The organism is Caballeronia sp. ATUFL_F1_KS39, from assembly GCF_023630985.1.
GTDB classification, from domain to species: domain Bacteria; phylum Pseudomonadota; class Gammaproteobacteria; order Burkholderiales; family Burkholderiaceae; genus Caballeronia; species Caballeronia zhejiangensis.
The window spans coordinates 151142-176877 of record NZ_JALQDZ010000061.1; the positions used below are offsets into that span (position 1 = coordinate 151142).

Annotated in this window: 24 protein-coding genes; 9 read left to right on the forward strand and 15 right to left on the reverse strand. The window is 61.7% G+C overall.

The window, feature by feature from the left end; all coding sequences use genetic code 11:
- The first annotated feature begins 35 nt into the window (after positions 1-35).
- Both speB and NCR93_RS29825 read left to right on the forward strand, forming a co-directional pair.
- Positions 36-986, forward strand: coding sequence for an agmatinase (gene speB, locus NCR93_RS29820; protein ID WP_175982400.1), 951 nt, complete (start codon positions 36-38; stop codon positions 984-986).
- A 16-nt stretch (positions 987-1002) separates the two neighbouring features.
- Positions 1003-2472, forward strand: a complete 1470-nt coding sequence (locus NCR93_RS29825; RefSeq protein ID WP_175982399.1) for an aldehyde dehydrogenase family protein — start codon at positions 1003-1005, stop codon at positions 2470-2472.
- Between the two features lie 69 nt (positions 2473-2541).
- On the opposite strand, the gene hfq is transcribed toward NCR93_RS29825, so the two are convergent.
- Positions 2542-2820 carry an RNA chaperone Hfq gene (hfq, locus tag NCR93_RS29830; protein ID WP_008345329.1) on the reverse strand — a complete coding sequence of 93 codons (279 nt, stop codon included), beginning with the start codon at positions 2818-2820 and terminating at the stop codon, positions 2542-2544.
- Between the two features lie 225 nt (positions 2821-3045).
- Positions 3046-3711, reverse strand: coding sequence for a TetR/AcrR family transcriptional regulator (locus tag NCR93_RS29835; RefSeq protein ID WP_008345328.1), 666 nt, complete (start codon positions 3709-3711; stop codon positions 3046-3048).
- Positions 3712-3899: 188 nt separating this feature from the next.
- Between NCR93_RS29835 and NCR93_RS29840 the strand changes: the two genes are divergently transcribed.
- The 3 genes from NCR93_RS29840 to NCR93_RS29850 are packed head-to-tail and all read left to right on the forward strand — an operon-like array spanning position 3900 to position 8067.
- On the forward strand, positions 3900-5027 hold the full coding sequence (locus tag NCR93_RS29840) for an HlyD family secretion protein (protein WP_175982398.1): 1128 nt from the start codon (positions 3900-3902) through the stop codon (positions 5025-5027).
- The gene (locus NCR93_RS29845; RefSeq protein WP_034474155.1) at positions 5020-6594 is read left to right on the forward strand and encodes an MDR family MFS transporter; all 1575 of its coding nucleotides are present in this window, start codon (positions 5020-5022) and stop codon (positions 6592-6594) included. The genes NCR93_RS29840 and NCR93_RS29845 overlap by 8 nt, the downstream gene beginning before the upstream one ends.
- A 3-nt stretch (positions 6595-6597) precedes the next feature.
- Complete coding sequence (locus NCR93_RS29850) at positions 6598-8067, forward strand: efflux transporter outer membrane subunit (RefSeq protein ID WP_372492611.1); 1470 nt, start codon at positions 6598-6600, stop codon at positions 8065-8067.
- On the opposite strand, the gene NCR93_RS29855 is transcribed toward NCR93_RS29850, so the two are convergent.
- The 7 genes from NCR93_RS29855 to NCR93_RS29885 all read right to left on the reverse strand — a co-directional run bounded on the left by NCR93_RS29855 (position 8064) and on the right by NCR93_RS29885 (position 12731).
- Positions 8064-8234, reverse strand: a complete 171-nt coding sequence (locus tag NCR93_RS29855; RefSeq protein WP_008345324.1) for a hypothetical protein — start codon at positions 8232-8234, stop codon at positions 8064-8066. The genes NCR93_RS29850 and NCR93_RS29855 overlap by 4 nt on opposite strands.
- A 20-nt stretch (positions 8235-8254) precedes the next feature.
- Positions 8255-9004, reverse strand: a complete 750-nt coding sequence (locus NCR93_RS29860) for an IclR family transcriptional regulator (protein WP_008345323.1) — start codon at positions 9002-9004, stop codon at positions 8255-8257.
- Between the two features lie 18 nt (positions 9005-9022).
- A complete protein-coding gene (locus tag NCR93_RS29865; protein WP_008345322.1) occupies positions 9023-9775 on the reverse strand; it encodes an amino acid ABC transporter ATP-binding protein in 753 nt (250 codons plus the stop codon).
- Entirely contained in the window at positions 9772-10416 is a 645-nt protein-coding gene (locus tag NCR93_RS29870) for an amino acid ABC transporter permease (protein ID WP_008345321.1), read from the reverse strand. Before NCR93_RS29870 ends, NCR93_RS29865 begins: the two co-directional genes overlap by 4 nt.
- A gap of 21 nt (positions 10417-10437) precedes the next feature.
- On the reverse strand, positions 10438-11154 hold the full coding sequence (locus NCR93_RS29875) for an amino acid ABC transporter permease (RefSeq protein WP_008345320.1): 717 nt from the start codon (positions 11152-11154) through the stop codon (positions 10438-10440).
- 51 nt (positions 11155-11205) lie between these two features.
- Positions 11206-12060, reverse strand: a complete 855-nt coding sequence (locus NCR93_RS29880) for an ABC transporter substrate-binding protein (protein ID WP_175982397.1) — start codon at positions 12058-12060, stop codon at positions 11206-11208.
- A 362-nt stretch (positions 12061-12422) separates the two neighbouring features.
- Complete coding sequence (locus NCR93_RS29885) at positions 12423-12731, reverse strand: hypothetical protein (RefSeq protein WP_372492612.1); 309 nt, start codon at positions 12729-12731, stop codon at positions 12423-12425.
- 116 nt (positions 12732-12847) lie between these two features.
- Here NCR93_RS29885 and NCR93_RS29890 point away from each other — a divergent pair, with 116 nt between their 5' ends.
- Positions 12848-13303, forward strand: coding sequence for a YaiI/YqxD family protein (locus NCR93_RS29890; RefSeq protein ID WP_008345317.1), 456 nt, complete (start codon positions 12848-12850; stop codon positions 13301-13303).
- Between the two features lie 10 nt (positions 13304-13313).
- On the opposite strand, the gene NCR93_RS29895 is transcribed toward NCR93_RS29890, so the two are convergent.
- From NCR93_RS29895 to NCR93_RS29905, 3 genes are all read right to left on the reverse strand, one after another.
- Positions 13314-13958 (reverse strand): DsbA family oxidoreductase, encoded by a 645-nt coding sequence (locus tag NCR93_RS29895; protein ID WP_008345316.1) that lies wholly within the window; start codon positions 13956-13958, stop codon positions 13314-13316.
- A gap of 39 nt (positions 13959-13997) precedes the next feature.
- Complete coding sequence (locus NCR93_RS29900) at positions 13998-14165, reverse strand: hypothetical protein (RefSeq protein WP_175982395.1); 168 nt, start codon at positions 14163-14165, stop codon at positions 13998-14000.
- Positions 14166-14236: 71 nt separating this feature from the next.
- Positions 14237-15616 (reverse strand): replication initiation protein, encoded by a 1380-nt coding sequence (locus NCR93_RS29905; protein ID WP_175982394.1) that lies wholly within the window; start codon positions 15614-15616, stop codon positions 14237-14239.
- Positions 15617-16386: 770 nt separating this feature from the next.
- Here NCR93_RS29905 and NCR93_RS29910 point away from each other — a divergent pair.
- The gene (locus tag NCR93_RS29910; RefSeq protein ID WP_033535672.1) at positions 16387-17595 is read left to right on the forward strand and encodes a ParA family protein; all 1209 of its coding nucleotides are present in this window, start codon (positions 16387-16389) and stop codon (positions 17593-17595) included.
- Complete coding sequence (locus NCR93_RS29915; RefSeq protein WP_008345313.1) at positions 17592-18563, forward strand: ParB/RepB/Spo0J family partition protein; 972 nt, start codon at positions 17592-17594, stop codon at positions 18561-18563. The genes NCR93_RS29910 and NCR93_RS29915 overlap by 4 nt, the downstream gene beginning before the upstream one ends.
- A 1635-nt stretch (positions 18564-20198) precedes the next feature.
- On the opposite strand, the gene NCR93_RS29920 is transcribed toward NCR93_RS29915, so the two are convergent.
- Positions 20199-20942, reverse strand: a complete 744-nt coding sequence (locus NCR93_RS29920; RefSeq protein ID WP_175982393.1) for a hypothetical protein — start codon at positions 20940-20942, stop codon at positions 20199-20201.
- A 273-nt stretch (positions 20943-21215) separates the two neighbouring features.
- Here NCR93_RS29920 and NCR93_RS29925 point away from each other — a divergent pair, with 273 nt between their 5' ends.
- Positions 21216-23717, forward strand: coding sequence for a glycogen/starch/alpha-glucan phosphorylase (locus NCR93_RS29925; protein WP_175982392.1), 2502 nt, complete (start codon positions 21216-21218; stop codon positions 23715-23717).
- On the opposite strand, the gene NCR93_RS29930 is transcribed toward NCR93_RS29925, so the two are convergent.
- Both NCR93_RS29930 and NCR93_RS29935 read right to left on the reverse strand, forming a co-directional pair.
- Positions 23714-25120: a sugar porter family MFS transporter gene (locus tag NCR93_RS29930; protein ID WP_008345310.1), complete on the reverse strand. Its 1407-nt coding sequence runs from the start codon at positions 25118-25120 to the stop codon at positions 23714-23716. The two genes, NCR93_RS29925 and NCR93_RS29930, sit on opposite strands and share 4 nt — an antisense overlap.
- 422 nt (positions 25121-25542) lie before the next feature.
- A partial coding sequence (locus NCR93_RS29935) for a hypothetical protein (protein ID WP_250532387.1) occupies positions 25543-25736 on the reverse strand: 194 nt, incomplete at its 5' end.

Consider the following 25736-nt stretch of genomic DNA (forward strand, 5'->3'; position numbering starts at 1 on the left):
GCCCCGTCCTTACAACGATGACGGGAGACGTATCGATGCAGCGCGAACTCAATCAGCCGCTCGGCGGCAACGACATGCCGCGCTTCGCCGGCATCGCGACCATGATGCGGCTGCCGCAGGCGGCGAGCACCGTTGGTCTCGACGCGTGTTTCGTCGGCGTGCCGCTCGATATCGGCACGTCGAACCGTTCGGGCGCGCGCTTCGGGCCGCGCCAGATCCGCGCGGAATCGGTGCTGCTGCGTCCGTACAACATGGCGACGCGCGCCGCGCCCTTCGATTCGCTGCAAGTGGCCGATATCGGCGACGTCGCGACGAATCCCTACGACCTGAAGGATTCGATGCGGCTGATCGAATCGGCGTACGACGAGATCGTCGCGAGCGGCTGTCGCCCGATCACGCTCGGCGGCGATCACACGATCGCGTGGCCGATCCTGCGCGCGCTGCACAAGAAGTACGGCAAGGTCGCGGTCGTGCACGTCGATGCGCACGCGGACGTCAACGACACGATGTTCGGCGAGAAGATCGCGCACGGCACGCCGTTTCGACGCGCGGTCGAGGACGGCCTGCTTCGCTGCGATCAGGTCACGCAAATCGGTCTGCGCGGCACGGGCTATCACGCCGACGACTTCGACTGGTGCCGCAAGCAGGGCTTCACCGTCGTGCAGGCCGAAGCGTGCTGGAACCGGTCGCTCGCGCCGTTGATGGAAGAAGTCCGCGCGCGCGTGGGCGACGCACCGGTGTATCTGAGCTTCGATATCGACGGGCTCGATCCCTCGTTTGCACCCGGCACCGGCACGCCGGAAATCGGCGGCCTTTCCGTGCAGCAAGGCCTTGAAATCGTGCGCGGCATGAAGGGCCTGAATGTCGTGGGCGCGGATCTCGTCGAGGTCTCGCCGCCTTACGATCAGGCCGGAACGACGGCGCTCGTCGGCGCGAATCTCGCATTCGAGATGCTCTGCGTGATGCCGGGCGTCGCGTACCGTTGAACCATCGAGGACGATCATGAATATCCGCGACAATCACTCGATTCTTCTGCCGGCCGCGACGATCGCGGGCACGCGCTATGGCGCATCGGTTCTGGAAGCGGGCAACGCGATCCACAACGCGTCGACGGGCGCGGTCATCGGCTGGCAGGAACATGCCGACGCCGCGCAAGTCGATGCCGCCGTGCGTGCCGCGCACGCCGCGCTCGATGCATGGCGCAACCGCACGCCCGCATCGCGCGGCGAGGTGCTGCGCAAGATCGCGCAGTCGCTCGCTGCGAACCGCACGCGTCTTTCGTCGATGCAGCAAGCAGTCAGCGGCAAGCCTCCGCTCGAAGCCGACACCGACGTCAGCGACGCCATCGCCACGTTCGACTACTACGCGGACCTGTGCGCGGACGCATCGCTTTTTGCGACCGAGACGCTGACATTGCCCGACGACGCCGTGACGGGCGAGCGCCATTACGAAGCGGTCGGCGTGGCCGCGCTGATCGTGCCGTGGAATTTCCCGATGGTCACGACCGCGTGGAAGATCGCGCCCGCGCTCGCGGCGGGGTGCACGGCCGTGCTGAAGCCGTCGGAATTGACGTCGCCGGTCGAGCATCTGCTCGCGGAAATCATGACGGCGGCGGGCGTGCCCGATGGCGTCGTGAATATCGTGAACGGCGGCGGCGAAGTCGGCGCGCTGCTCGCGGCGCATCCGCTCATCGACAAGATTTCGTTCACGGGCAGCACGGGCGTCGGCCGCAAGGTGATGCAGACGGCGGCGCAGGACATGAAGCGCGTGACGCTCGAACTCGGCGGGAAATCGGCGCTGATCGTGCGCGCCGATGCGGACATCGAGCACGCGGTCGCGCTCGCAATGGGCGGCGCGTTCACGAACGCCGGGCAAATGTGCTCGGCGACGTCGCGCATCCTCGTTCACGACGAGGTCTATCGCAAGTTCGTGGCCGCGCTCGAAGCGGCCGTGCGCGCGCTCGTGGTTGCGCCGCCGCACGTCGAAAATGCCGCCATGGGCCCGCTCGTATCGCATGCGCAGCGTGCGCGCGTGCAGGCGCTCGTCGAGCAGGGCGTGGCGGACGGCGCGCGCATCGCGTTCCGCGGCGCGCTCGACGGCGCTTGCGCGGACGGCTTTTTCATGGCGCCGGTCGTCGTCGCCGAACCGGATGCCGCCAACGTGCTTTGGACGGAAGAAGTGTTCGGGCCGGTCGCGTGCGTGAAGTCGTTCCGCACCGACGATGAAGCCATCGCGCTCGCCAACGGCACGCGTTATGGGCTCGTCGCAACCGTCGTGACGCGCGATGAAGACGCCGCACGGCGCTTTCGCCATGCGCTGCGCGCGGGCCTCGTGTGGATCAACACACCGCAGTTGATCTTCCCGCAGGCGTGCTGGGGCGGACTCGGACTGAGCGGAATCGGCCGCGAGCTCGGCGTGGCGGGATTGCGCGGCTATCAGGAATTGCGCCACGCGATCGTGGCGCGCGGATAGTCGGCCCGCCGACGCGCGTGAGCAAGCTCACGCGCGCGTCGCTTGGGCCAACTTGCGCGCGAGACCGGACTAGCTGCGCGGCGGACGCGGCGGACGGTCGCCCGGACCACGGCTCTCGCGATGATTCGGCCGGCCGGGCGCGCCGTGATCTTCGCAAATGGTGGAAATCGCGTGCTTGAAAAGAACCTGGTTTCCGCTCGTCGAATTGAGATAGACCATATAGGTGTCGAACGACTGGATATGGCCCGTCAGCTTGATCCCATTAACGAGATAAATGGAAACCCGCTTGCGTTCTTTGCGCAGCGCGTTGAGAAAATCGCCTTGAATGCTGGCTGGACTGTTGGACATTTATGACCCGTGTTTAACCGAGCGCAGGCACCCCGACCGACCCTCGTCATTCGTGGAGCCTGCTTTTTGTGCTCGGCATGTTTTCTTTGGACAAGTCATTATCCCGTTTCCGCGCCGTTGTTGCGATGAAAAGATAATCGCCCTATATGGCGCATGGCCGTTTCCGTCGAATCGTCGGACAAAATACGACGAATCATGGCCGATAGAGACTGGAAGGCCCGTCCATCATTTGAGCACCGCCGCCTCCACGGCGGCGAGATACGCGGCGAGCGCCCGCTTGACCTCGCGCAGATAACGGCGCGCCAGTTGCACGTCGCCCATTGCGGGACGCAGCTTGACGGCCAGAGCGCCGCTCGCGAGCGCGTGCAGCATGTCCACGTACAGTTCGCGCTCGGACGCTTTCACGCCGGGCATGCGTGCGTCGATCACCTTGCGCATCATGCTGGACTTGCGCTTTTTCTTCGCTTCATCGTGCGGCATGACCGACATCAGAATCAGGAGATCGGTCTTGCGGTCGAAATATTCGATATGCGGCGACATGATCCGATCGATCACCGCTTCCGCCGACAACGCCCGCCAGGTCTCGCTGTCGACCCGCGCAAGTTCGTCTTCGAGTTCCTGCAGCGCCGCCGCGTGGCGGTCCCACAACGCGGCGAGCAACGCGTCGCGATCCGGAAAGAAGTGATACATCGAGCCGATCGGCGTTTGCGCACGCCGCGCGACGCCGTGCATCGTCACGCCTTCCAACCCCTTTTCGACGATCAGCTCGGCGGTCGCATCCAGCACCGCCTCGATGCGCGCGCGCCCGCGCGCCTGCAAGGGCGAACGAGCCGTGCTGGCGCGCTCCGGATCCTGCAATTCGCTTTCATTGTCGGCGCGAGCCTTCTTCATTGTCTCTCCTCGAGCAAGGTCAAACTAGACGCTCGCGTCTAGATTCGTGCATACTAGACGGCATCGTCTAGTTTGGCGAGCGCGTCGCGGTGACATCGTAGTCATTTCTGGCCGCAACGCCCTCGCCGTCCCGCATTCATCGAAGGCTACCGCACCCGCGCGGTGGCGCGAAAGCTCCCGGAGAACACATGTCAGTCACAGCGCCCACGCACGGCGGCCAACCCGCCGACGCCGTCGAACGCAAACCGTCACGCAAACGCCTGCTGATTGCAATCGGCATCGTCGCGGTCGTCGCCGGCATTGCATGGGGCGTGCGCTGGTGGACGGTCGGCCGTTTCGTCGAAACCACCGACGACGCCTATCTCAAGGCCGACAGCGTCACCATCGCGCCGAAAGTAAGCGGCTATATCACCGAAGTGCTCGTCGCCGACAATCAGGCGGTCGAGGCCGGCGCGCCGCTCGCGCGGCTCGATACGCGGCAGTATCAGGCCTCGCTCGATCAGGCGAAGGCCGCGCTCGATGCGCGCGCCGCCGACATCGACCGCGCCGAAGCCGAGCTGAAGCAGCAGCACGCCAACGCCGATCAGGCGAAGGCGCAGGCCGAAGTGTCGCGCGTAAGCCTCGCGCATGCGGAAGACGACGTGAACCGTTATCGTCCGCTCGTCGCGACGGGCGCCGAAACCGCCGAGCGTCTCGCGAGCCTCGTCTCCACGCGCGATCAGGCGCGCGCCACGCTTGCCGCGAATCTCGCCGCCGCGCGTTCGGCATCGACGCAGATCGGCGCGACCGAAGCGCAGATCGCGCAGGCGCGCGCGCAAGTCCAAGCGGCGCAGGCGCAACTGAATCAGTCGAAGCTCGATCTGAGCGACACGACGCTCGTGAGCCCGGTCGCGGGGCGCGTCGGCGATCGCACCGTGCGCGTCGGCCAGTATGTGCAGCCGGGCACGCGCTTGATGACGGTCGTGCCGGTCGAGGCGCTCTATCTGGAAGCGAACTTCAAGGAAACGCAGGTCGGGCGCATGCGCGTCGGCCAGCCGGCGACGCTGCACGTCGATGCACTCAAGGGCACCGAGTTGCACGGCGTCGTCGAAAGCTTCGCGCCCGGCACCGGCGCGCAGTTCGCGCTGCTGCCGCCGGAGAACGCGACCGGGAACTTCACGAAGATCGTGCAGCGCGTGCCGGTGCGCATTCGCGTCGATACGGGTCCGCAAACGCGCAAGGTGCTGCTGCCGGGCCTCTCGGTAACGGTCGATGTCGACACCAAAACCGCCACCGACGACAGCCATCGCATCGCGGCGGAAAATCGCCATGACTGAGGCCGCCGCGCATCCGCATCGCGCGAGCGCGACCGACTGGATCGCGGTCACGGCCGGCGCGCTCGGCGCGCTGATGGCCACGCTCGACATTTCCATCACCAACTCCGCGCTGCCGCAGATTCAAGGCGAAATCGGCGCGACCGGCACCGAAGGGACCTGGATCTCCACCGGCTATCTGATGTCGGAAATCGTGATGATCCCGCTCGCCGCGTGGCTCACGCGCGTGTTCGGGCTGCGCAATTTTCTGCTCGGCAACGCGGTGCTCTTCACGCTGTTCTCGGTGATGTGCGGCTTCTCGACGTCGCTGTCGATGATGGTCGTGGGCCGCATCGGCCAGGGCTTCACCGGCGGCGCGATGATTCCGACCGCGCAGACCATCATCCGCACGCGGCTGCCGCGCGAGCAGATGCCCGTCGGCATGACGATCTTCGGCCTGATCGTGTTGCTCGGGCCGCTGCTCGGACCCGTGCTGGGCGGCTGGCTCGCGGAGAACATCTCGTGGTCGTGGTGCTTCTTCGTCAACGTGCCGGTCGGCTTCGCGCTCGTCGCATTGCTCATCACCGGCTTGCCGGCGGAGAAGTCGCATTGGGAATCGTTCTTCAAGGCCGACTGGATCGGCATAGCGGGACTCGCCATCGGCCTGAGCTCGCTTACCGTCGTGCTCGAAGAAGGCCAGCGCAATCAGTGGTTCGAATCGCATGAAATCGTGATGCTCACGTGCGTCACGGCGTTCGGCTTCCTGCTCATCGCGATCTCGCAATTCGTCGCGACGAAGCCAATCGTGCGGCTGTCGCTGCTGCGCAATCCGCGCTATGCGAGCGTGATTCTGATCGTGTTCGCCGTCGGCGCGGGGCTGTATTGCGTGTCGTTCCTGCTGCCGCAGTTTCTGAGCGTCGTCGCGGGCTATAACGCGCTGCAATCCGGCGCGATCATGCTCGTGTCGGGCGTGCCCGCGTTTCTCATCATGCCGGTGCTGCCGCGTCTGCTCGGCAAGGTGGATTTTCGCGTGCTCGTCATCTCGGGCCTGCTGTGCTTCGCCGCGAGCTGCCTGCTCGATATCTCGCTCACCGCGCAAAGCGTCGGCCACGATTTCTTCTGGTCGCAGATCTTGCGCGGCTTCGGCCAGATGCTCGCGATGATGCCGCTCAATCAGGCGTCGATGGCCGCCGTTTCGCGCGAAGAATCCGGCGATGCGGCCGGCCTCTACAACATGGCGCGCAATCTCGGCGGTTCGGTCGGGCTTGCGATCATCGGCACCGTGATCGACCGTCGCAACGACTTTCACACCGCATCGATCCGCGAATCGCTGACGGCGAATTCCGTCATCGGTCAGGAACGCATGGCCGCGAGCGCCGCCAGCTTTTTCGCGCAGGGCGGCGACATGGCGCATGCGAAGATGCAGGCGCTCGGCCAGTTGTCGATGCAAATCGGTCAGCAGGCGATCGTCATGACTTACTCCGAAACCTTCTACGTGCTGGCGATCGCGCTGCTCGCGTGTCTGCCGCTCGCACTCTTGCTCAAGACGCCGCGCGGCCAATCCGGCGACATGTCTTCTGCCGGCCACTGATTCATGAATTCATCGACGATGTTCCCTCGCACGCTTCGCCTGACCGCCCTGCTTCCGCTCGCTGCTTTCGCGCTCGCCGCGTGCACGGTCGGCCCCGACTATCGCGGCGCGCCGGAAATCGCGCCCGACGCCGCGAAAAGCGCCGCCTTCGTGCGCGCGCCGGCGCAGGGCGTCGTCGCGACGCACGCGCCCGCGACGTGGTGGCAAGCGCTCAACGATCCGCAACTGAACGCGCTCATCGATGCCGCGTTCGCCCACAATCCCGATCTGAAGATGGCGCAGGCGCGCTTGCGTCAGTCGCGTTCGCAACTGCGCGGACAGCGCGCCAACGAGTTGCCGAAAGTGTCGGGATCGGCGGCGGCGTTGCGCATGCGCTCGCCGGATACGTCGATCTTCGGTTCGTCGGGCGATGACGGTTCGTCGGGTTCGACGGGACGCGGTCCGGTCGATTTCTACACCGTCGGCTTCGATGCCTCGTGGGAGCTCGATCTCTTCGGCGGCACGCGCCGCGCGATCGAAGCGGCATCCGGCGAAGCCGAAGCCGTGCACGCCGATCTTTCGGACGCGCAGGTGTCGCTCGCGGCGGAAGTGGCGTCGGTGTACATCGACTTGCGCGATCAGCAGGAACGTCTCGCGCTCGCGGAACGCACGGCCGAGTATCAGCAGCAGATGCTGACGCTCACCGAGCAGCGGCGCGCGCGCGGCACGGCGGCGGAAGTCGATGTCGAGCGGCTCACGACGCAGGTCGACACGACGCGTGCGACGCTCGTGCCCTTGCAGACGCAGATCACCGATTCGCTGGATCAACTCGCCGTGCTGACGGGCCGCGCGCCCGGCGCGCTCGATGCCGAACTCGGCGCGCGTGCGCCGTTGCCCGCGTTGCCGTCGTCGGTGCCGATCGGCGATCCGGCGGCCATGCTCCAGCAGCGTCCGGATATCCGCGCGGCCGAGCGTCGTCTCGCATCGAGCAATGCGCAGATCGGCGAGCATATTGCCGATTATTTTCCGAAGGTGACGCTGCTCGGCGATATCGGTTTCTCCGCATCGGAGCCGAGTCATCTGCTGCGCAAGCAGAATTTCTCGTGGGTCGGCGTGCCGTATCTGCAATGGAATCTGTTCGACTTCGGGCGCACGGCGGCGAATGTCGATGCCGCCAAAGCCGCGCGCGACGAAGCCGAAGCGCGCTACGAAAAGACCGTGCTCGGCGCGCTGAAGGACGCGAATTCGTCGCTGTCGCGTTACGGCAACCAGCGCGAGCATGTCGTGCGGCTGCAGCAGGTGCAGGCGTCGGCGGAGCGGTCGGCCACGCTCGTGCGGCAACGTTATACGGCGGGCGTATCGACGCTCATCGATCTGCTCGACGCACAGCGCACGCAATTCGCCGCGCAGCAGGACGTGGTCGCCGCGCAGGCCGAACTGCTGAAGGACTTCGTCGCGTTGCAGAAGAGTCTCGGACTCGGCTGGGCGACCTAAGCGTCTTCGGTCGATTGACGCTGCGACGCCATCTCCCGCTCGAACATCGGCGCATAGAACGCGACGGCCTTGCGCAAGATGTCGTTCACTTCCCTTAGCGCGACATTCTCTTCTTCGAGTTGCGCGATGCGTCGAAGCGGATCGTCGTCTGCGGCTGGCGTCGTCATGTGCGTTCGCGTGATGTGCGCTATCGATGCGACAGCGCCTTCGCCGATTGCAGAAGGTCGTCGAGCATCGACTGGCGTCGCTCTGGATCGGTGTCGCGGCCCGTCATGAAGCACAGCGCCGCGATCGGCAGTCCGGCGCGATCGCGCACGGGCGCGGCCATGCACAGGCGAAACGCGTTCGACAAGCCTTCGGTGCAGCAATAGCCCTGATTCTTCGCGGCTTGCACATCGCGCATGAATTCATCGAAGTCGATGCGCACGCCGTTGTCGAGCGCGAAGTCTTCGGCGGGAATCAGGGCGCGGATTTCATCGGCGTTCAGGTGGCCGAGCAGCAGGCGTCCGGTCGCCGTCCACGGAATCGGCACGCGCACGCCGATATCCGAGCTGATGTTGAACGGCCGCGCGCTGTTTTCGGACAGCACCACGGTGTACTTGTTTCCTTCGAGCATGCAAAGCTGCGTGGTCTCGTCGTACTTGCGCACGAGCGCGAGTATCGACTGATGCGCGCGGCTGATGAGGTCGTTGTGCGTCGCGTAGTCGGAGCCGTAGTAATGCATCTCGCGTCCGAAGAACACGCTGCCATCGGCCGATGTCTCGAGCCAGCCCACTTCCGCCAGGATCGCGACCAGCTCGTAGATGCTCGAACGCGGCGCGCCGGTCGCTTCGATCAGCTCGCGCATCGTCATCGGGCGCTGCGCGAGATGCAATTGCCGGAACATGGCGATGACCCGATCGACTCCCCTCGCTCGCGACGATTCCGTGACTGCCATTCATTCGCTCCGTGTGCGTCAGTGGTCGAGCACGCGATGCAGGAACTGCCGCGTCCGCTCGTTGGATGGATTCACGAAAATCTGCTCCGGCTCGCCCTGCTCCGCGATCACGCCTTTGTCCATGAAGACGACCCGATCGGCGGTCTTGCGCGCGAAACCCATCTCGTGCGTGACGACGACCATCGTCATGCCATCGCGTGCGAGTCCGCGCATCACTTCGGTCACTTCGCCGACGAGTTCGGGATCGAGCGCCGAAGTCGCTTCGTCGAAGAACATGATGCCCGGCTCGACGGCGAGCGCCCGCGCAATCGCGACGCGCTGCTGCTGTCCGCCGGACAACTGGCTCGGATAATGATCCGCACGGTCGGCAAGCCCGACGCGATCGAGCACGTCCATCGCGCGCTTGCGGGCATCGGCGGGACTCATCTTGCGCGCCTTGATGAGCGCGAGCGTGACGTTGCCGAGCGCGGTCTTGTGCGGAAAAAGATTGAACTGCTGGAACACCATGCCGACGTGACCGCGAATATCGCGCGCGCGTTTCGGGTCGTGCAGCGGCACTTCGTTGACCCATACTTCGCCGGAATCCGTCGTTTCGAGCCCCGCCATGATGCGCAGCACCGTGCTTTTGCCCGAACCCGACGCGCCGATCAGCACGAGCACTTCGCCCGCGCGCACGTCGAGATTGATCTCGTTGAGCACGCGCGTCGCGCCGAATGCTTTGCTGACGCCCGACAGCGAAATAATGGGCCTGGTCTGACTTTGATTGCTCACGACAGTCTCCTGCGGTCATGGTGGCGCACCCATTGCGAAAGCGGGAAGCACACGACGAAATAAATGAGTGCGACGAGTCCGTAAATCTCGACCGGCTTGCCGATGCGATCGACGATCGCCTGGCCGCCGTGCATCAGCTCCGACATGCCGATCATGCTGACGATCGACGTATCTTTGATAAGCGAAAGATATTGGCCGATGAGCGGCGGCAACACGATCCTGCCGGTCTGCGGCAACACGACGAACGCGAACGCCTGCGTGCGCGACAGACCGAGAATCTGCGAGACTTCCCACTGGCCTTTCGGCACCGCTTCGATCCCGGCGCGAAAAACTTCGGCGATATACGCGCCTTGATAAACGCTCAGGCCGATCACGCCGGCGGCGAAAACATCGATCGCATAGCCGAAATACGAGACGCCGAAGTAGATGAACATCAGCGTGATGAGCACGGGCGTGCCGCGAAAGAGCTCGGTATAAAGCCGCGCGATGCGGTCCGTGCCCCACGGTCCGAACGATCGCAACACGGCGGCGAAAAGGCCGATCAGCGTGCCGCCGACGATCGACGCGACGGACAGCAAAAGCGTCGTCACGAGACCTTGCAGCAGGATCGACAGACTGGTTCTCAGCAGTTCAAATGACATGATCCGACTCCGGTTCGGGCATCAGGCGCGATTGGCGCGGCGCAACGCGAGGCCGCCGAAGCGTGCGCGCGGCCGGACGACGAGCGGCGGATGAAACATGCGCGCGCCGAGCTGACCCGCGATCCACGACAGCACGTTGCTCAGCACGAGATACGCGACGAGCACGACCGAAAACGTCTGCACGTAGAGCAGCGTGCGCGAATTGATGACGGTCGCGGTGCCGGTGAGTTCGGGCAGCGCGATCGCGGAGAGCAGCGACGTGCCGAGCAATAGCTGGATCAGATAGTTGACGATCGCCGGATAGACCGCGCGCGCGGCCTGCGGCAAGACGATTTCGGTGAAGATCTGCCCGCGTTCGAGGCCGAGAATGCCCGCGGCTTCGAGCTGTCCGCGCGGCACCGACTGAATGCCCGCGCGAAACACTTCCGACAGATACGCGCCGACGTTCAGGCCCAGCGCGATCACGCCGGCCCAGTAGGCATCGAGCGCAATGCCCGCCGACGGCAAGCCGAAGAACACGATGAATATCTGCAAAAGAACCGGCGTATTGCGGATGACTTCGACATACGCGCGCGCGACGAAGCGGATCGCGGCCATCGGCGACAGGCTCGCCAGCGCGGCCAGCAAGCCGAGCACCAGCGACAGCACGAACGCGAGAAGCGTCACCTGCAGCGTCAGCCATCCGGCTTTCAGGAACTCGGGGACGTAGCCCCACAAGGTCAGCCATTCGTAGTTCATCTCGGCCTCCGCATCCGTCCGGTCTCGTGCGATATCGACATCACTTCATCCTCAGAACTGCGGATTGAGCGGGAAATGCGGATCGCTGCCGAACCACTTCTTGTAGAGCTGCGCGTTGAGCTTCGACGCGTTGATGTTGAAGAGGAACAGGTTCAGATAGTTGAGCCACGCCTGATCGCCGGCCTTCACGCCGAAACCGTTGTATTCGAGCGGCACGAGTGCTTCGTTCGTGACGGTCAATTCGGGATCGAGCTTCGCCTGATACGCGAGGAAGTTGTTGTCCTCGATCATCGCGTCGGCCTGGCCTTGCTTGACGGCGAGAATCGCGGCCTGCGAGCTGTCGTATTCCTGGATCTTGATCGGGATGTTCAGCGAGCGGACTTCATCGCCGTTGGTCGAGCCCTTGACGGTCGCGATCGTGCGGTTGCCCATGTCCTGAACCGACTTGATGCCGCTGCTCTTCTTGACCAGCAGCGCCTCGCTCGCGACGACATACGGCGTCGTGAATTCGATGACCTTCGCGCGCTCCAGATTGCGCGTGAAGTTGCAGAACACGACATCGACCTTGCTCGTCTGCAGGTTCGGGATGCGGTTCGCGCTCGTCGTGTTCACGACTTCGAGCTTCACACCCATCTGCCTGGCGAGTTCCTTGGCGAGATCGACGTCGTAGCCGTCGGGCTGACCATCCTTGTCGTAGAAGCCGAACGGCGCGAACGTCAGACAGTCGCCGACCCGCAACGTCCCGCGCTGCAGAACCGCCTGGAGCGTCGACGAACCTGCCGCCGCCCCGGCGTTTGCGCCGCCGCCTTCGGCCGGCGTGGAAACCTTGGTGCAGGCGGCCAACGCCAGCGCGCCGGCGATGACGAACAGCGAAACGGTTCTGACGCCTATGTTCGAGAGTTTCATGAGCAGGTCCTTTCGAAGGATGGTTAGGAGGAACCGGTTCCAGAACCGGCTCAGAGCGAAACGCGAAAGTTCGTCCATGTCCGATATACCGGACAGACATCTGGCGTATCGGATCGAACTGCAGTGTTGGATGAGAAAATTCCGAGCACAAGCGGCCCGAACCCTAATTGGCGAGGGTTTTTTGATCAGATAAGGGGATGCGGCTACAGGCGCAGTCGGCTGACGAGCCGCCAGGACGCGCGAGCGGCGCGGCGGAATCACGGAAGCGATGGTTCGACGTTCGGCCGCGCGGCCCGACCCGGCCGAACCGGGTCATGGATTTTGCGTTCTATGTCTCGCGAGCCGGAACGTCGCGTCGGAAGCTACTGGCTGGCGCCCGCTCCGATCCCCGCTTTCTTCTGAGCGTTCTGCAAGTCCTGGGGATAGTTGGGATCATTCGCGCGGCCGGGGTTATAGCCCGCGTCCTCGAGTTTCTTCAGCTCGGCGTTCTTCTTGTCGCGCGCCTGTTTTCGTGCGGCTTTTTTCTCGGCTTTCGTCATGGACGCAGCTTGCGTCGCGCCGGTTGCGGTCGAACCGGTATCCTGCGCATAGGAAAGCGAGGCCGCGGATGCGCCCGCCACGCCCAGGAAGAATGACACAGCAATGCTTGCTAGCTTCGTTCTCACGGTGATTCTCCGTTCGCCTGGAGGACTTGCGTTGAGGAAAGTATAGGGCGCGCGTTTCGGCACTGCGCCCGTCGAGCATGCGACTTTCATTCGTCACGACATAACTTATCGGAAGCCAACGGATGCAAATCATCGTCGATGCCGACGCCTGCCCCGCCGTCGTGAAGGATATTCTCTTTCGCGCAGGCACACGCATGAAGGTGCACGTGACGCTCGTCGCGAATCAGTTTTTGCGCACGCCGCCCTCGCCGTGGATACGCGCGATTCAGGTGCCCGCCGGTTTCGATGTCGCCGACGCGCGCATCGTCGAGATGGCGCAGGCTGGCGATCTCGTCATCACGGCGGACATTCCGCTCGCGGCGGCGGTGATCGCAAAGGGCGCGTTCGCGCTCGATCCGCGCGGCGAATGGATGAACGCGGAGAACATCGAGGAACGTCTGTCGATCCGCGCGATGATGGATCAGTTGCGCGGCTCCGGCGTGCAGACCGGCGGGCCGCCGCCGTACGCGCCGCGCGACGGCAAGAACTTCGCCGCGCAGCTCGACCGTTTTCTCGCGAAGCAGCGGACGCCCGATTGAGCAGGCGGCTTCAGGCGGTCCCGTCGATGATCTTCCGGATCGCTTCCTCGAACGCCTCGGAAGGCTGCCCGCCGCTCACCAAATACTTCTGGTCGAAGATGATCGCCGGCACGGACTGAATGCCGAGTTGCTGGAACTCGCGCTCTTCGGCGCGGACTTCGTCGGCGTACGCACCGCTTTGCAGCACCGTGCGCGCCTCGTCGCCATCGAGCCCGGCGCTGCGAGCCGCTTCGATCAGCACGTCGGGGTCGCTCGTATCCTTGCCGTCACCGTGATAAGCGCGCAGCAGCGCGAGCTTGAGCGGCAGTTGCTTGCCTTCGATGCGCGCCCAATGCAGCAGCCGATGAGCATCGAACGTGTTGTAGACCCACTTGCGTTCGCCGAACGCGAAGCCTTCGCGCGCGCCGCGCTCGCGGATCATCGCCTGCGTCTCGCCGATCTGTTCGGGCGTGCGGCCATATTTGCGGCCGAGATAATCGACGATGCGCTCGCCTTGCGGACTCATGTCCGGATTCAGTTCGAAGGGATGAAGGGTGATGCGCGCATCGACGGTATCGCCGAGACGCTCCAGCGCGCGTTGCAGCGAAGAGAGTCCGACGGCGCACCACGGGCACGCGATATCGGAGACGAAGTCGATTTGGAGAGTGCGGGACATGAGGTTCGTGAAGATTGGAATCGAGTCGGACAGACTAGCTCAAATCGCCGATGTCGGTTTGCGCGTGCCCTTCGCGGCATCCGCGAACAGGTCGAAGACTGGATTCACGATTTCGAAGCGCTCCAACGGGAGCCGGGCGAGCGTCAGGGCGGAGCTGGCGTAGAGCCGATAGTTCAAATGCCCAATGTCGTTCTTGCCGTCGGGCATTGGGATCGCGAAGCGAATGGTGGCGCGGTTGCTAAAGACCGTTAGTTGCGATCGATGCGATTGCGTAATGGTCAGTCCCTGCCCTTCGCGCTTTTCGACTTGTTGAAGACGTAGCCCGAGAAGCCGTCTCTCAGATCGGGATATTTCTGAATGATGGTTTCGACGAGCTCGCTCGATGGATCGATGCCCAATCTGCGCAGCGTCAGCTTTCCCGCCGGACTCGTCTTGTAGGTGCGCCGCCAGTCTTCGCGCTGCCGCGGCGTCGCGGCTTCGTACATCTCCCAGCCGCGACGGACTTCATCGACGATCCGGTTCTGAGCGTTCACATCCTGTGCCGCGACCTGCAATGCCCGACGCGCCTCGGCCTGTTGCTTCGCTTCAGTGTCGCGTTGATCGGTCAGCGCCAGATTCTCCTGAATCTGAACCATCTGGCGTTCCGCATCCGAGACGATCCAGCCTTCCTTCAGCGCTTTCATGAAGAAGCCCGCCGGACTCTTCGACACCTTGCCGAGCTTGAGGCTGAAACGCGTACGCTCGATTGCCTGCTCCAGACGTTCGTCGGTGAAGGTATCGCGGTCGGAAGCGATCTGATTCAACTGCGCGCTGGACAGACCGATTTCCTGTTTCAGCGTCAGATACAGCGCCTGCGCGTGCTCGTGCGTATGCAGCAGGCGCTCGGCCATTTCCTTGCGCTCGACGCGAAATCGCATGCGTCCGATCTTGCGTGAACCCGGTTCATTGCGCGTCTCATACGAGAGGGAAAGATCGGATACCTCATTAATCTGATCCACCGCCGGAGCGAGCCAGTCGCGCTTGAAGTATTTGAATTCCTGCGCTTTTGCGCCCATCGTCCCCTGCCAGGCACGCAATTCGTCGAGCGTGAACCAATCGGTTATACCCTCGGACGCGTAGGGAAGCAGATGGTCGTACATCACGCGCGCATAGCTGAGCGTGAAAAGCGACGTGATGCGCAAGCTCAGCCAATGCGATTTCCCGGGACCGCGAATGATTCCGATGAGATCGGGCGGAACGCGGAACTGAAACCGTCCGCCGACGTATGAGATGCGTCCAATCAGTTGAACCGAGCCGAACGGCTTGGAGCCATCGGCGTCGGCTTCCGCGGTCGCCTGAATGAGCGCCCTCTGCGCCTCGGTGATCACCTGTTCCAGATGCGCGTTGTTCCGGCTCGAGTAGCGCATGAGCCACTTGAAATAGTCGAGCTCGACGTCGTACAGGTCGTGAATCTTTTCTTCTTGCGCGACGATGAAATAGGCCGCGTCAATCAAGCGACGAGCCGCCACGCCAAGATCGACGATGCGGATCAGGACGTTCTTGCGCGAAAAGCCGATGTCCGAGCGGGCGGCGTCGACGGGCAAGCCCTGCGCATTGGCATCGTCGAATAGGGCCAGCGCCAGTTGTCTGGACGTGGCCACCTGCCCTGCTGTCGTCATTCCGTCTCCGTGTCCGGCGCTAGTTCATTGTGTCGAGCGGTACGTTAACGGCTGCAAGGTGAGCTGTCAACACAAACTACCTCACCTTTTGCAGGCGCGGACACAGGAAACCTCACCATTGCGTCGCAACGTACACAAATTTCCTCACCATTCTTGCCTAGACGCCTCACCTTGGGGTCCACTTCATCTCACCTTGACGGGGTAAACACAGCACCTTGACGCTCAATCAACATCACTTCAAGCACACTTTTCCTCACCTTATGGGTGTAAGTCGTTGATTTCATAAGCGTGTGCGTGAGACGTTAGTGGTGGTGAGTCTTTGTGTTTACAAAAATAACTAACCAACGGCCTTACTCATATAGACGGTGCATTCGATTTTTAACCAGCGGGACTATGGCGTTTCGCGCGCTTCGTTTAGGTGAAGTGAATTGTGACCAGCCGTCGAGACGCTGGAATCCAACTGCGCCGACGTTCGCAGAGGTGAGGTTTTTTGTGATGGGAGCCGGCGTTCCACTGAGCTCACGATGCCGTGGAGCGTTTCGCTGTCCTCTGAGCGTGTCGGGAATCACTGAAGATAGCTTGTATAAGTGGTTGATCTTATTGATAGTCTTGCACCTCCGCCCCAGTGCTTGCAAATTTCGATCAATTCCAATAGCTATTCATCACTGCGGCGAGTATTCTACGGTTCGACATCTAGTTACACCAAAACCGTGGAAACATCGGCGAGCGTGAAGAATACGCCTCACCGTGGACTAAAAAGGAAGCACCGAATGAATTTGAGCGAACTGCCAGGGATTAATCGAAGGGTGAAACTCTCCAACCTAGGAGAGTTCGCAGAGCGTTTGTCGGTCATGACGAACGAACTGCGTGATCAGATCTTGGCACCACGGCCAAGGAAGACAGCGCCGGTGTTTACGATAGGCGAGCTGTCGGACATGTGCGGGATCGACCGGCAGAAGATCAATTATCTGGCGACAAAGGAAGGTACTGACCTCCCGCCGGGTGAAACGCACGGAACCGGGCGTGCGCGTATCTTCTCTCTGAAGGATGCCCGAACGTGGGTTCAGCAGGTCTCGGACATTTATCAGACGCCGCTTGTCACTGGTACGCGCGAACATCGCGGTAGGGTGTTAATCACGGCGAACTTCAAAGGCGGGTCGTGCAAGACGACGACGTCGATGTGCATCGGCCAAGGATTGAGCTTGCGTGGTCGCAAGGTTCTCATGATCGACCTCGACCCACAAGCGTCGCTTTCGGAGTTGTGCGGCCTGTACGCGGAAAAGGACGTGACTTGGGAGGATACGGTCCTGCCATACATTTACGATCCGGACATGGAAGGCGGTCTCGCGTCGAAAGTGCAAAGCACGTATTGGGACGGACTCGATGTGATTCCGGCACACAACTATCTTCACGACGCCGAATTCCATCTGCCTACTGCGCAGAAGACGAACGCGAACTTCGAGTTCTGGTCGGTGTTGCGAAAAGGGATTGAGCCGCTGCGCGCGGAGTACGACTACATCATCCTGGATACCGCGCCTTCGCTCTCTTATATGACGCTGAACGGATTGATGGCGGCCGATTCGATGGTCATGCCGCTCGTACCCGAAAGTCTGGATTTCATTTCGTCGGTGTCGTTCTGGTCGTTATTCGCTGAAGTCGCGAATGGTTTCGTCGAACACGAAGTCGACAAAACATACGACTTCGTTTCGGTGCTTCTCTCGCGGGTCGACTATGGCAATACATCTTCGGCGCCGGTCGTTCGCTCATGGTCTCAGCGCGCGTATGGCGACTGGTTGCACACCACTGAGATTCCGGCGAGTTCGGTCATGAGCAATGGCGCGTTGGCTTTTTCTACTGTCTTCGATCTTTCACGGGCCGAGACAGTCGCGAAAACTTTGGCGCGCGTAAAACAGCCGATGGTCGACTACTGCAAATGGATCGATGACCAGTACGTTGAGCAATGGAGGGCGGGACAATGAGCAGCCTTCGCGACCGAATGATGAGCAAGACCGCGGAAGTGCGTGCGGCAAAGGACATCCAACTCGATCCGCAGCAAGAGAAGGCGACGAGTCCGCGCACTGCGCCCGGAATGGCAGCGGCGTTGGCCTCGGCGCAGCAGCGCATCGCGCAACTCGAGCAGGCAGGTCCTGCGTCGGAAGCGCCGGTGTCGGAGATCGTTCCGAATCCCTGGCAGCCTCGGCAAGTATTCAACGACGCGAAGCTTGTGCAACTCGCCGAGTCGATCCGCGAAGCGGGTCTCGTACAGCCGATCGTTGTACGGCGCATCGGCACCGGATACCAGATCGTGGCGGGTGAGCGGCGCTGGCGCGCGCACAAGATGATCGGTAAGGAATCGATCAAGGTTCTTGTCGTCGATCTTTCCGACGAAGAGATGGCGATGCTTGCCCTCGTCGAAAACGTAGCGCGTGAAGATCTGTGCGACTACGAGATCTCGCGATCGATTCGACGGACCGAAAAGGAGTTTCCTAACCGCAAGCGCATGGCTGAAGCGTTGGGCATCTCGCGCTCCGAGTTGTACCGGTATCTTTCCTTTGGCGAGTTGCCGGATTTCGTCGTGCAGGATCTAGATGTGCAGCCTCGCCTGTTGGGAGCCACGGCCGCGGAGAATGTCGTCTCGGTACTGCGCGGGCGGAACGCGGCGGCGTTCGACGTTGCCAAGGGCCTTTGGGCGCGCGTGGTTTCGGGCGATCTGGATCAGTCGAAATTTGGCAAGGCGATCAAGCAGGCGTTGGATGACGAGCGCAAGCCGGCGCCGGCCGTAAGCGATCGCAGTATCGACAAGATTTTTGCGGGTGGATCGCAGGCAGGGTCGATCACGAGAGACTCAATGGGGCTCACGGTCAAGATCAAAGCCGGATTACTGACCGAAGAAAAGGAACGGCAAATTCGGGAGTTGGTGACACAGTTGTTTGCCGATAACAGCTAGTCGATTCCCTCCAGCAATTGGTCTTGATGCGGTTCGCTCAGCATCTGGGTCAATTTCCGAAGCTCCAAGAGTGTCTCAACTTGGGACACGCGCAGCGCGAAGTCACGCTCGTGCACTTCCTCTAGGTTGATCTAGCGAGTGTCCCGACTTGGGACACTCGATCTCCGCAGCAACGTCGGCCGTTCACGCCCCGGGCGCAAACTTTCCCACATCCGCGCATCGACACGACCCGCACGGTTGTTTGCACGCGAACTCGTGGACTGGGGCAATTCCCATTGGAACAAGCTGTCTCAACGGCAGGACTATTGATGGCAAGCACCATCGATGCAGATGAGGCGCGCGAAATATCTCGATCTCGATCCAGGCGCATGGTCATCCGGTTTGGCGCAGAGGACGACGCAGCCACTACTCCAAGCGCGTCGATGCGAGTCACTCTCAGCGTGGGTGAATAGCAGCTTGGGAAAGGCGGAGCCCGCCAGCATCCGAAGCTTGAATGTAAAGCCTGAACGTCCTCTTAGCGATGCGAAACCAACGGAGAAGCCGGTCACCGCCACTCGAGCAAGCACTTCGCCTGGAAAGCTGCTGAACAATGATCGCTCCGATCGTTCGTGAAACAATCGACGCCCCGTTTCCACTCCTGCGATCGCTAGACAGGACGGGCTTTGCGGCCCATTTTCAAGGGTGATCTGGGAGGATGTTTCACGAAATCGTCTGCGTGGACAGAGGTATCGGCATAAAAGAAACCGGCGAGCGCTCCGAAACGCGCATAACGGCCGCATCGTGACGAATAAGACGAAAAATGTAGCGCTCGATACGTCCGCAGTGAGGCGTCGAAGCTGCGGTAGACGGCGTTTCGCTGGTCGCGGCGAAGAACACCCGTCGCGACTCCGGATGGGGCGACGGAAGACATCGATCCGCCAGACCAACCTTCATAAAATGCTGCGCGGATCAGCAAACTTTCCGCTTGCTCCCTCGTCCATTCAGACTGCTTGCCGCCCGCGTGCTGGTGAAAAAGCTCGGACGGAACATGCGCGAGCCGCAGGTATCTGAAAGTTAGGCTCAGCGTCCCCGCGCGTTCGCTCTCGCGAACTTCCGCGCGCGCGACAATCCCGAAGAGCGCTCATCACGCGCGACCGGGATCAGTCGCGGGAAGAAAATGTCGAGCACCGCGACCATCGAGAGCAATACGACGGCAACGAAGACCATCGTGCCAAGGAACTCGAGCAAAGACATATTCACCTCGTCCGGTCGCATAGTTTTGTATTGGAGATCTACTGGACTCAGTGTGAGCGAGGCATGGCAAAGTCGATGTTGCGATCAGCCGGGACAACAGGCATCTGTTCGACGCTTCAAATTTCCGTCCGCGCTTAATGTCTGGAATGCGCGCGGGCTGACCGAAAGCGTCCGCGGGCGTCCGGCGCGTCGAAATTCAAAGTCAGACGCAAGTGGCGAGTTGTCGGCGGAAAGGCCCCTGCGCAACGCCTACCTCGTATATTTCTTCGGTATCCGAAATAATGTGGCCGTGAAAATGCGCGCGAGATGCTTAACGCAAATAAATCCGGACGGGCAAAGCTCAACAGGCCGCCGGCATTCCGATCCGCAACTGGGAGTGCGCGACGCGCACTCCACGCGACATCACTTCGTAGCGGCCACCACGAAGGCGTCTGATCTGTCAGGTAGCGTCAAAGCTCCTAATACCTGACTGTTGCTGAAAAAAACGACGCCCGTAAGCTTCGCACCCGGATATATGCAGGGCGCGGGTCCAAACGTGATCGTGGCGTCCAGCACGTCTTTGTCGCCATGAGGCGTGGCGGCTCCGCTGAACGTGCAGCCGCTCAAGCCTTCACCCTTGATCGAGCCGTCCTGCCCGATTACAAAAGTGGCGGTCTCGCCGTCCTTCGTCGATCCGGCCGCGCCCGAATACGTCCCGGCAACGGACGACAGCGCCACCGGACGTTCATAGTTGGCGTCATAAACCACGTTGAACTTGATGCTGTTCTGCTTCGCCGTGCTCGTATAGATCACGCCCTGAACGCTGTTCTTCGCGTTGTAGCCCGCGAGGACGGGCGTATCGGTCGCAGCCTTGCCGCTTATGTCGAAGGTGCGCGCATTGTCCGACTGAAAAGTGCCATGAGATGCGGATGCCGCACCCTGTACCAGACCTAGCGCGTTTGTCGTCGTGTTCGCATACACGAAATAGAAAGCGCCAGTCTCGAGCACTACGCCGCCCACGACGTTGCCGTTCGCATCGGTTCCGGAATAAAGGCCTTGTGCAGCGTTAGCCTCGGGCGCGCTCGGCGCATTATCGGAACTGCCGCCGCCCCCACCGCATGCGGCCAAAACGACTGTAACTGCAGATACTGCGACGACGCGTTTCATATTTTTCTGATGTCTGAACTTGCGCTAGCGGCAAGCGAATGAAATAAGCGATGACCGGAATCTTGAACTGGTCCGACAGCCTTTGAAGCGGCAGGCCATCGCGGTCCCGCGATTGCCGAATTTGGCCTTCCCCTTGGGGATAACGGCATGGAAGCGCACGACTTGAGGGCGTATGCTATTCATCGATGCGCCATGACGCAGCACTGTCAACGGCCGGACATAGAGCCGGCACATTCTTGTCGAAGCCCGCTACGCAGGGAGAGAGGACAGATCATGGATGACACGCCCACCATCGAATCGCGGATCAGCGCCGAGCCCGCGCGCAGCGGACTTGGCGTCGAGGCGCTGCAGCGCGATATCGTCGATAACCTCATCTGTCTGCAGGCGCGCTATCCGGAGATCGCCACGCCGCACGACTGGTACATGGCGCTCGCCTACGCCGTCCGCGACCGGATGATGACCCGCCGAGTCGCCACCACGCACACCTATGTAGCGCGCGACGCAAAAGTCGCGTGTTATCTGTCCGCTGAATTTCTCATCGGCCCGCAACTCGGCAACAACCTGATCAATCTCGGCATCGAAAGCAACGCGCGCGAAGCGTTGCAGGCGCTCGGACTCGACCTCGATACGCTGCTGTCGATCGAAGAGGAACCGGGCCTTGGCAACGGCGGCCTCGGACGCCTGGCCGCGTGCTATCTCGACTCGCTTTCCACGCTCGAAATCCCGGCGATCGGTTACGGAATCCGCTATGAGTTCGGCATCTTCGATCAGGAAATCCGCGACGGCTGGCAAGTGGAAATCACCGACAAATGGCTGCAGAAGGGCAACCCGTGGGAAATCCTGCGCCCGGACGTCGCGTTCTACGTGAACTTCGGTGGCCGCACCGAAAGCTCGACCGATGAAGCCGGCCGCTTTTATGTGCGCTGGATTCCTGCCTATACGGTCAAAGGCGTGGCCTGCGATACGCCGATCCCCGGTTTTCACGTCAATACATGTAACTCGTTGAGGCTCTGGAAAAGCGAGGCAGTCGAGTCGTTCGATCTTCAGGATTTCAATGCCGGCGACTATTACGAAGCCGTGCACGAGAAGGTGCTTTCGGAGACGCTGTCGAAGGTGCTTTATCCAAATGACGAGCCCGAAGCGGGTAAGCGCTTGCGGCTCGCGCAGCAGTACTTCTTCGTTTCGTGTTCGTTGCAGGACATGTTGCGCCTGCTTGCGCTCAAGGGCGAGCCGATCAATCGCTTGCCGGACATGTTCACGGCGCAATTGAACGACACGCATCCGTCGATAGCCGTCGCCGAGTTGATGCGCCTGCTCGTGGATGAGCGGCAACTGCCTTGGGGCGACGCCTGGGACATCACGCAGCGCACGCTCGCCTATACGAATCACACGCTGTTGCCCGAAGCGCTCGAAACGTGGGGCTTGCCATTGTTTCAGGGCTTGTTGCCGCGATTGATCGAGATCATCTACGAGATCAATCGCCGCTTCCTCGATGATGTCCGCCAACGATATCCCGGCGATGAAGCGCGGATCGCGCGCATGTCGCTGATCGACGAAAGCGGCACGAAGCGCGTACGCATGGCGCATCTTGCGACGGTCGGCAGTCACGCGATCAACGGTGTGGCCGCGCTCCATTCGGCACTGCTCGAAAAGACGGTGCTGCGAGATTTCGCCGAGCTATGGCCCGAGCGCTTCCATAACGTGACCAACGGCGTCACGCCGCGCCGCTTCATGATGCTCAGCAATCCGGGTCTCGCGAAACTGCTGGACGAGGGGCTGGGGGAAGGTTGGGCGACCGATCTCGGCAAACTGCGCAAGCTGTCCGAATACGCCGACAATGCCGCATTTCAGGAACGCTGGCGCAACGTGAAGCAGGCGAACAAGCAGATCCTCGCGGATAAGATCAAGAGCGCGACGGGCATCGTCGTCGATCCTGCGGCGCTGTTCGACATACAGGTCAAGCGAATCCACGAGTACAAGCGGCAACATCTGAACGCGCTATACATCGTGACGCAGTACATGCGTCTGCGCCGCGATCCACTACTCGCGCTGACGCCGCGCTGCTTCGTATTCGGCGGCAAGGCCGCGCCGGGCTACGCGATGGCCAAGCTCATCATCCGGCTGATCAACGGTATCGCTGAAGTCGTGAACGACGATCCCGCGATTTACGGCCGCCTGAAAGTCGTATTCTTCCCGGACTTCAACGTCAAGAACGCACACTTCATTTACCCGGCTGCGGACCTGTCCGAGCAGATCTCGACCGCGGGCAAGGAGGCTTCGGGCACCGGAAACATGAAGTTCATGATGAACGGCGCGTTGACCATCGGTACGCTCGATGGCGCGAATATCGAGATCCGCGAAGAAGTCGGCGATGAAAACTTCTTCCTGTTCGGCCTGAATGCGGACGAAGTGGAACGCGTGAAGCGCGAAGGGTATCGTCCGGCCGACTATGCGGATGCGAATCAGACGCTGCGGGAAGTGCTGGAGTTGATCGGCAGCGGGCACTTCTCGCGCGGAGATCGAGAGATGTTCCGTCCGCTGGTCGACAACCTGCTACACCACGATCCGTTTCTGGTGCTTGCCGACTATGCCGCGTACGTCGCGCGTCAGGAAGATGTGAGCGCCGCCTGGCGCGACGAGCGGCGCTGGACTCGCATGTCCATCCTGAATACCGCCTATGCAGGCAAGTTCTCTTCGGACCGCGCGGTTCACGAATATTGCGAGCGGATCTGGAATATCCGCCCCGTGAAGATTTCCATCGAACGACGAAACTAGTTTTTCTTCCCGAGATCGCGCAGACGCTTGCCGGCCATCAGATCGTTGCCGAGTTTCTCGAGCGAAACGCCGCGCGTCTCGGGCACGTAGAAGAACACGACGACCGCAAAGATGACGTTGAGGATCGCATAGAGCACGAAGGTGTTCGCTTCGCCGACGGTCGACAGCAAGCTCAGGAACGTGGCCGCGACCGCCATGTTGGCGACCCAGTTGACGAGCGTCGAAACGGCGATGCCGAAGTCGCGCCCTTGCTGCGGCTGGATCTCCGAGCACAGGATCCAAACGAGCGGGCCGGCAGACATGGCGAACCCCGCGATGAAAAGCAGCAGCGACGCGACCGCCAGAATCTGTGCCGTGAGGCCGGCGACTCCGGCATGCAGCAGGAACCCGAGCGAGCACATGCCGATTGCCATGATGGCGCATCCCGCATAGAGGATCGGCTTGCGGCCCCAACGATCGACGAAGGCAATGGCGCCGAAGGTCGCAATGACGTTGACGAGGCCGACGATGACTGTCGCCCACAGTTGCTGTTCATGAGTCGCGAAGCCGGCCAGTTCGAAGATGCGCGGAGCGTAGTACATCACGACGTTGATGCCGGTGAGTTGCTGGAACACCTGCAGCACGACTCCGAGCAATACCGAGCGACGGAAGTTCGCGTTTTGCCGCAACAGGCTCCATCCTCGCTGGGGCCGCGTGTTGTCTTCGTTGACCTGTTCGAGTTCGGCTTGCACGTCGGCGGGATTGGCGTAGAAGCGTTGAAGGACGGCGCGCGCTTCGTCGGCGCGGTTGCGCTGAAGCAGCCAGCGCGGGCTATCGGGAAGGGCGAGCACGCCTGCGAGGAAGAAGACGGCGGGAATCGCGATGACGCCGAGCATCCAGCGCCAGTCGGCCACGTACGACAGTCCGATGTTCGACAGGAAGGCGGCCAGGATTCCGACGGTAATCATCAACTGATACGTCGAGATCATCGCGCCGCGTACTTGTCGCGGCGCAACCTCCGAAAGATAAAGCGGCGCGGTGAAAGACGCCATCCCGACCGCGAGGCCCAGCAGCAAGCGTGCGCCGATCAGATGAGCCGGACTCGCCGCGAACCCGGACCATAGCGATCCCGCAATGAAAAGTATCGCCGCCAGCACGAGCGCATAGCGGCGTCCGAGACGCCACGATAGCCAGCCCGCACCCAGTGCGCCGATCGCCGCGCCTACCATCATCGAGCTGACGATCCATTCTTGTGCGCGATCGCTCAGAACAAAATGCTTCGCGATGAAAGGCAGTGCGCCCGAGATCACCCCGATGTCGAGGCCGAACAGCAGGCCGGCGAGCGCCGCCATCAGGCAGACGAAGAGACCATATCGTCCGGTTTTCGTGGATGTCGGGACGCTGCGGTCGGCGAGGGTGCTCATCTGAGTTGTCTCCAGGTTGCGCTTCAAACCGGTCACGGTGGCAGTCGGGCGGCTTTGCTTCGACCATGCGACTGCGCACATGATCGAAGATGAGAATTAGCGCGGGATGAGCGCGCGATGAAGGACGCCTGAATCGTGTGACCGGCCGACATCGTACCGGTGAGCGTCAATTGCCGCCCAATGCCATCGCCTCGTTGTTGTGCCTGGTCAATTCTTCGTGCGCGCGTGCGATCTGACGTGCACAGACGCCGGTGACACGCGCCGCTGCTCGGCTTCGAATTTGCCGCCCGAAATGACCCGATTATTTTTTTGGAAAAGGCGCTTGACGTCGTCGAAATAGCCCCGCATAATTCGCCTCCCGTTGAATGACGGCGCGCAACAAAGCAAGCGAATAGCGAAGCAAATAACTGCGCAAATGCTCTTTAAAAACTAACAGCCGATAAGTGTGGGCGCTTGATGGCGAGTGCGGCTGGTTCTTCGGAATCGGCGATAGCAAAAGTATCAAGAGTCTCACACGAAGTATCAGAGGAAGGTTTTTCCATCTTTGGATGGAATAAATCATCGTCAGTACGTTGAGTGAGCGACCTATTCGGAAGAATAGAAAACAGTAACAGGT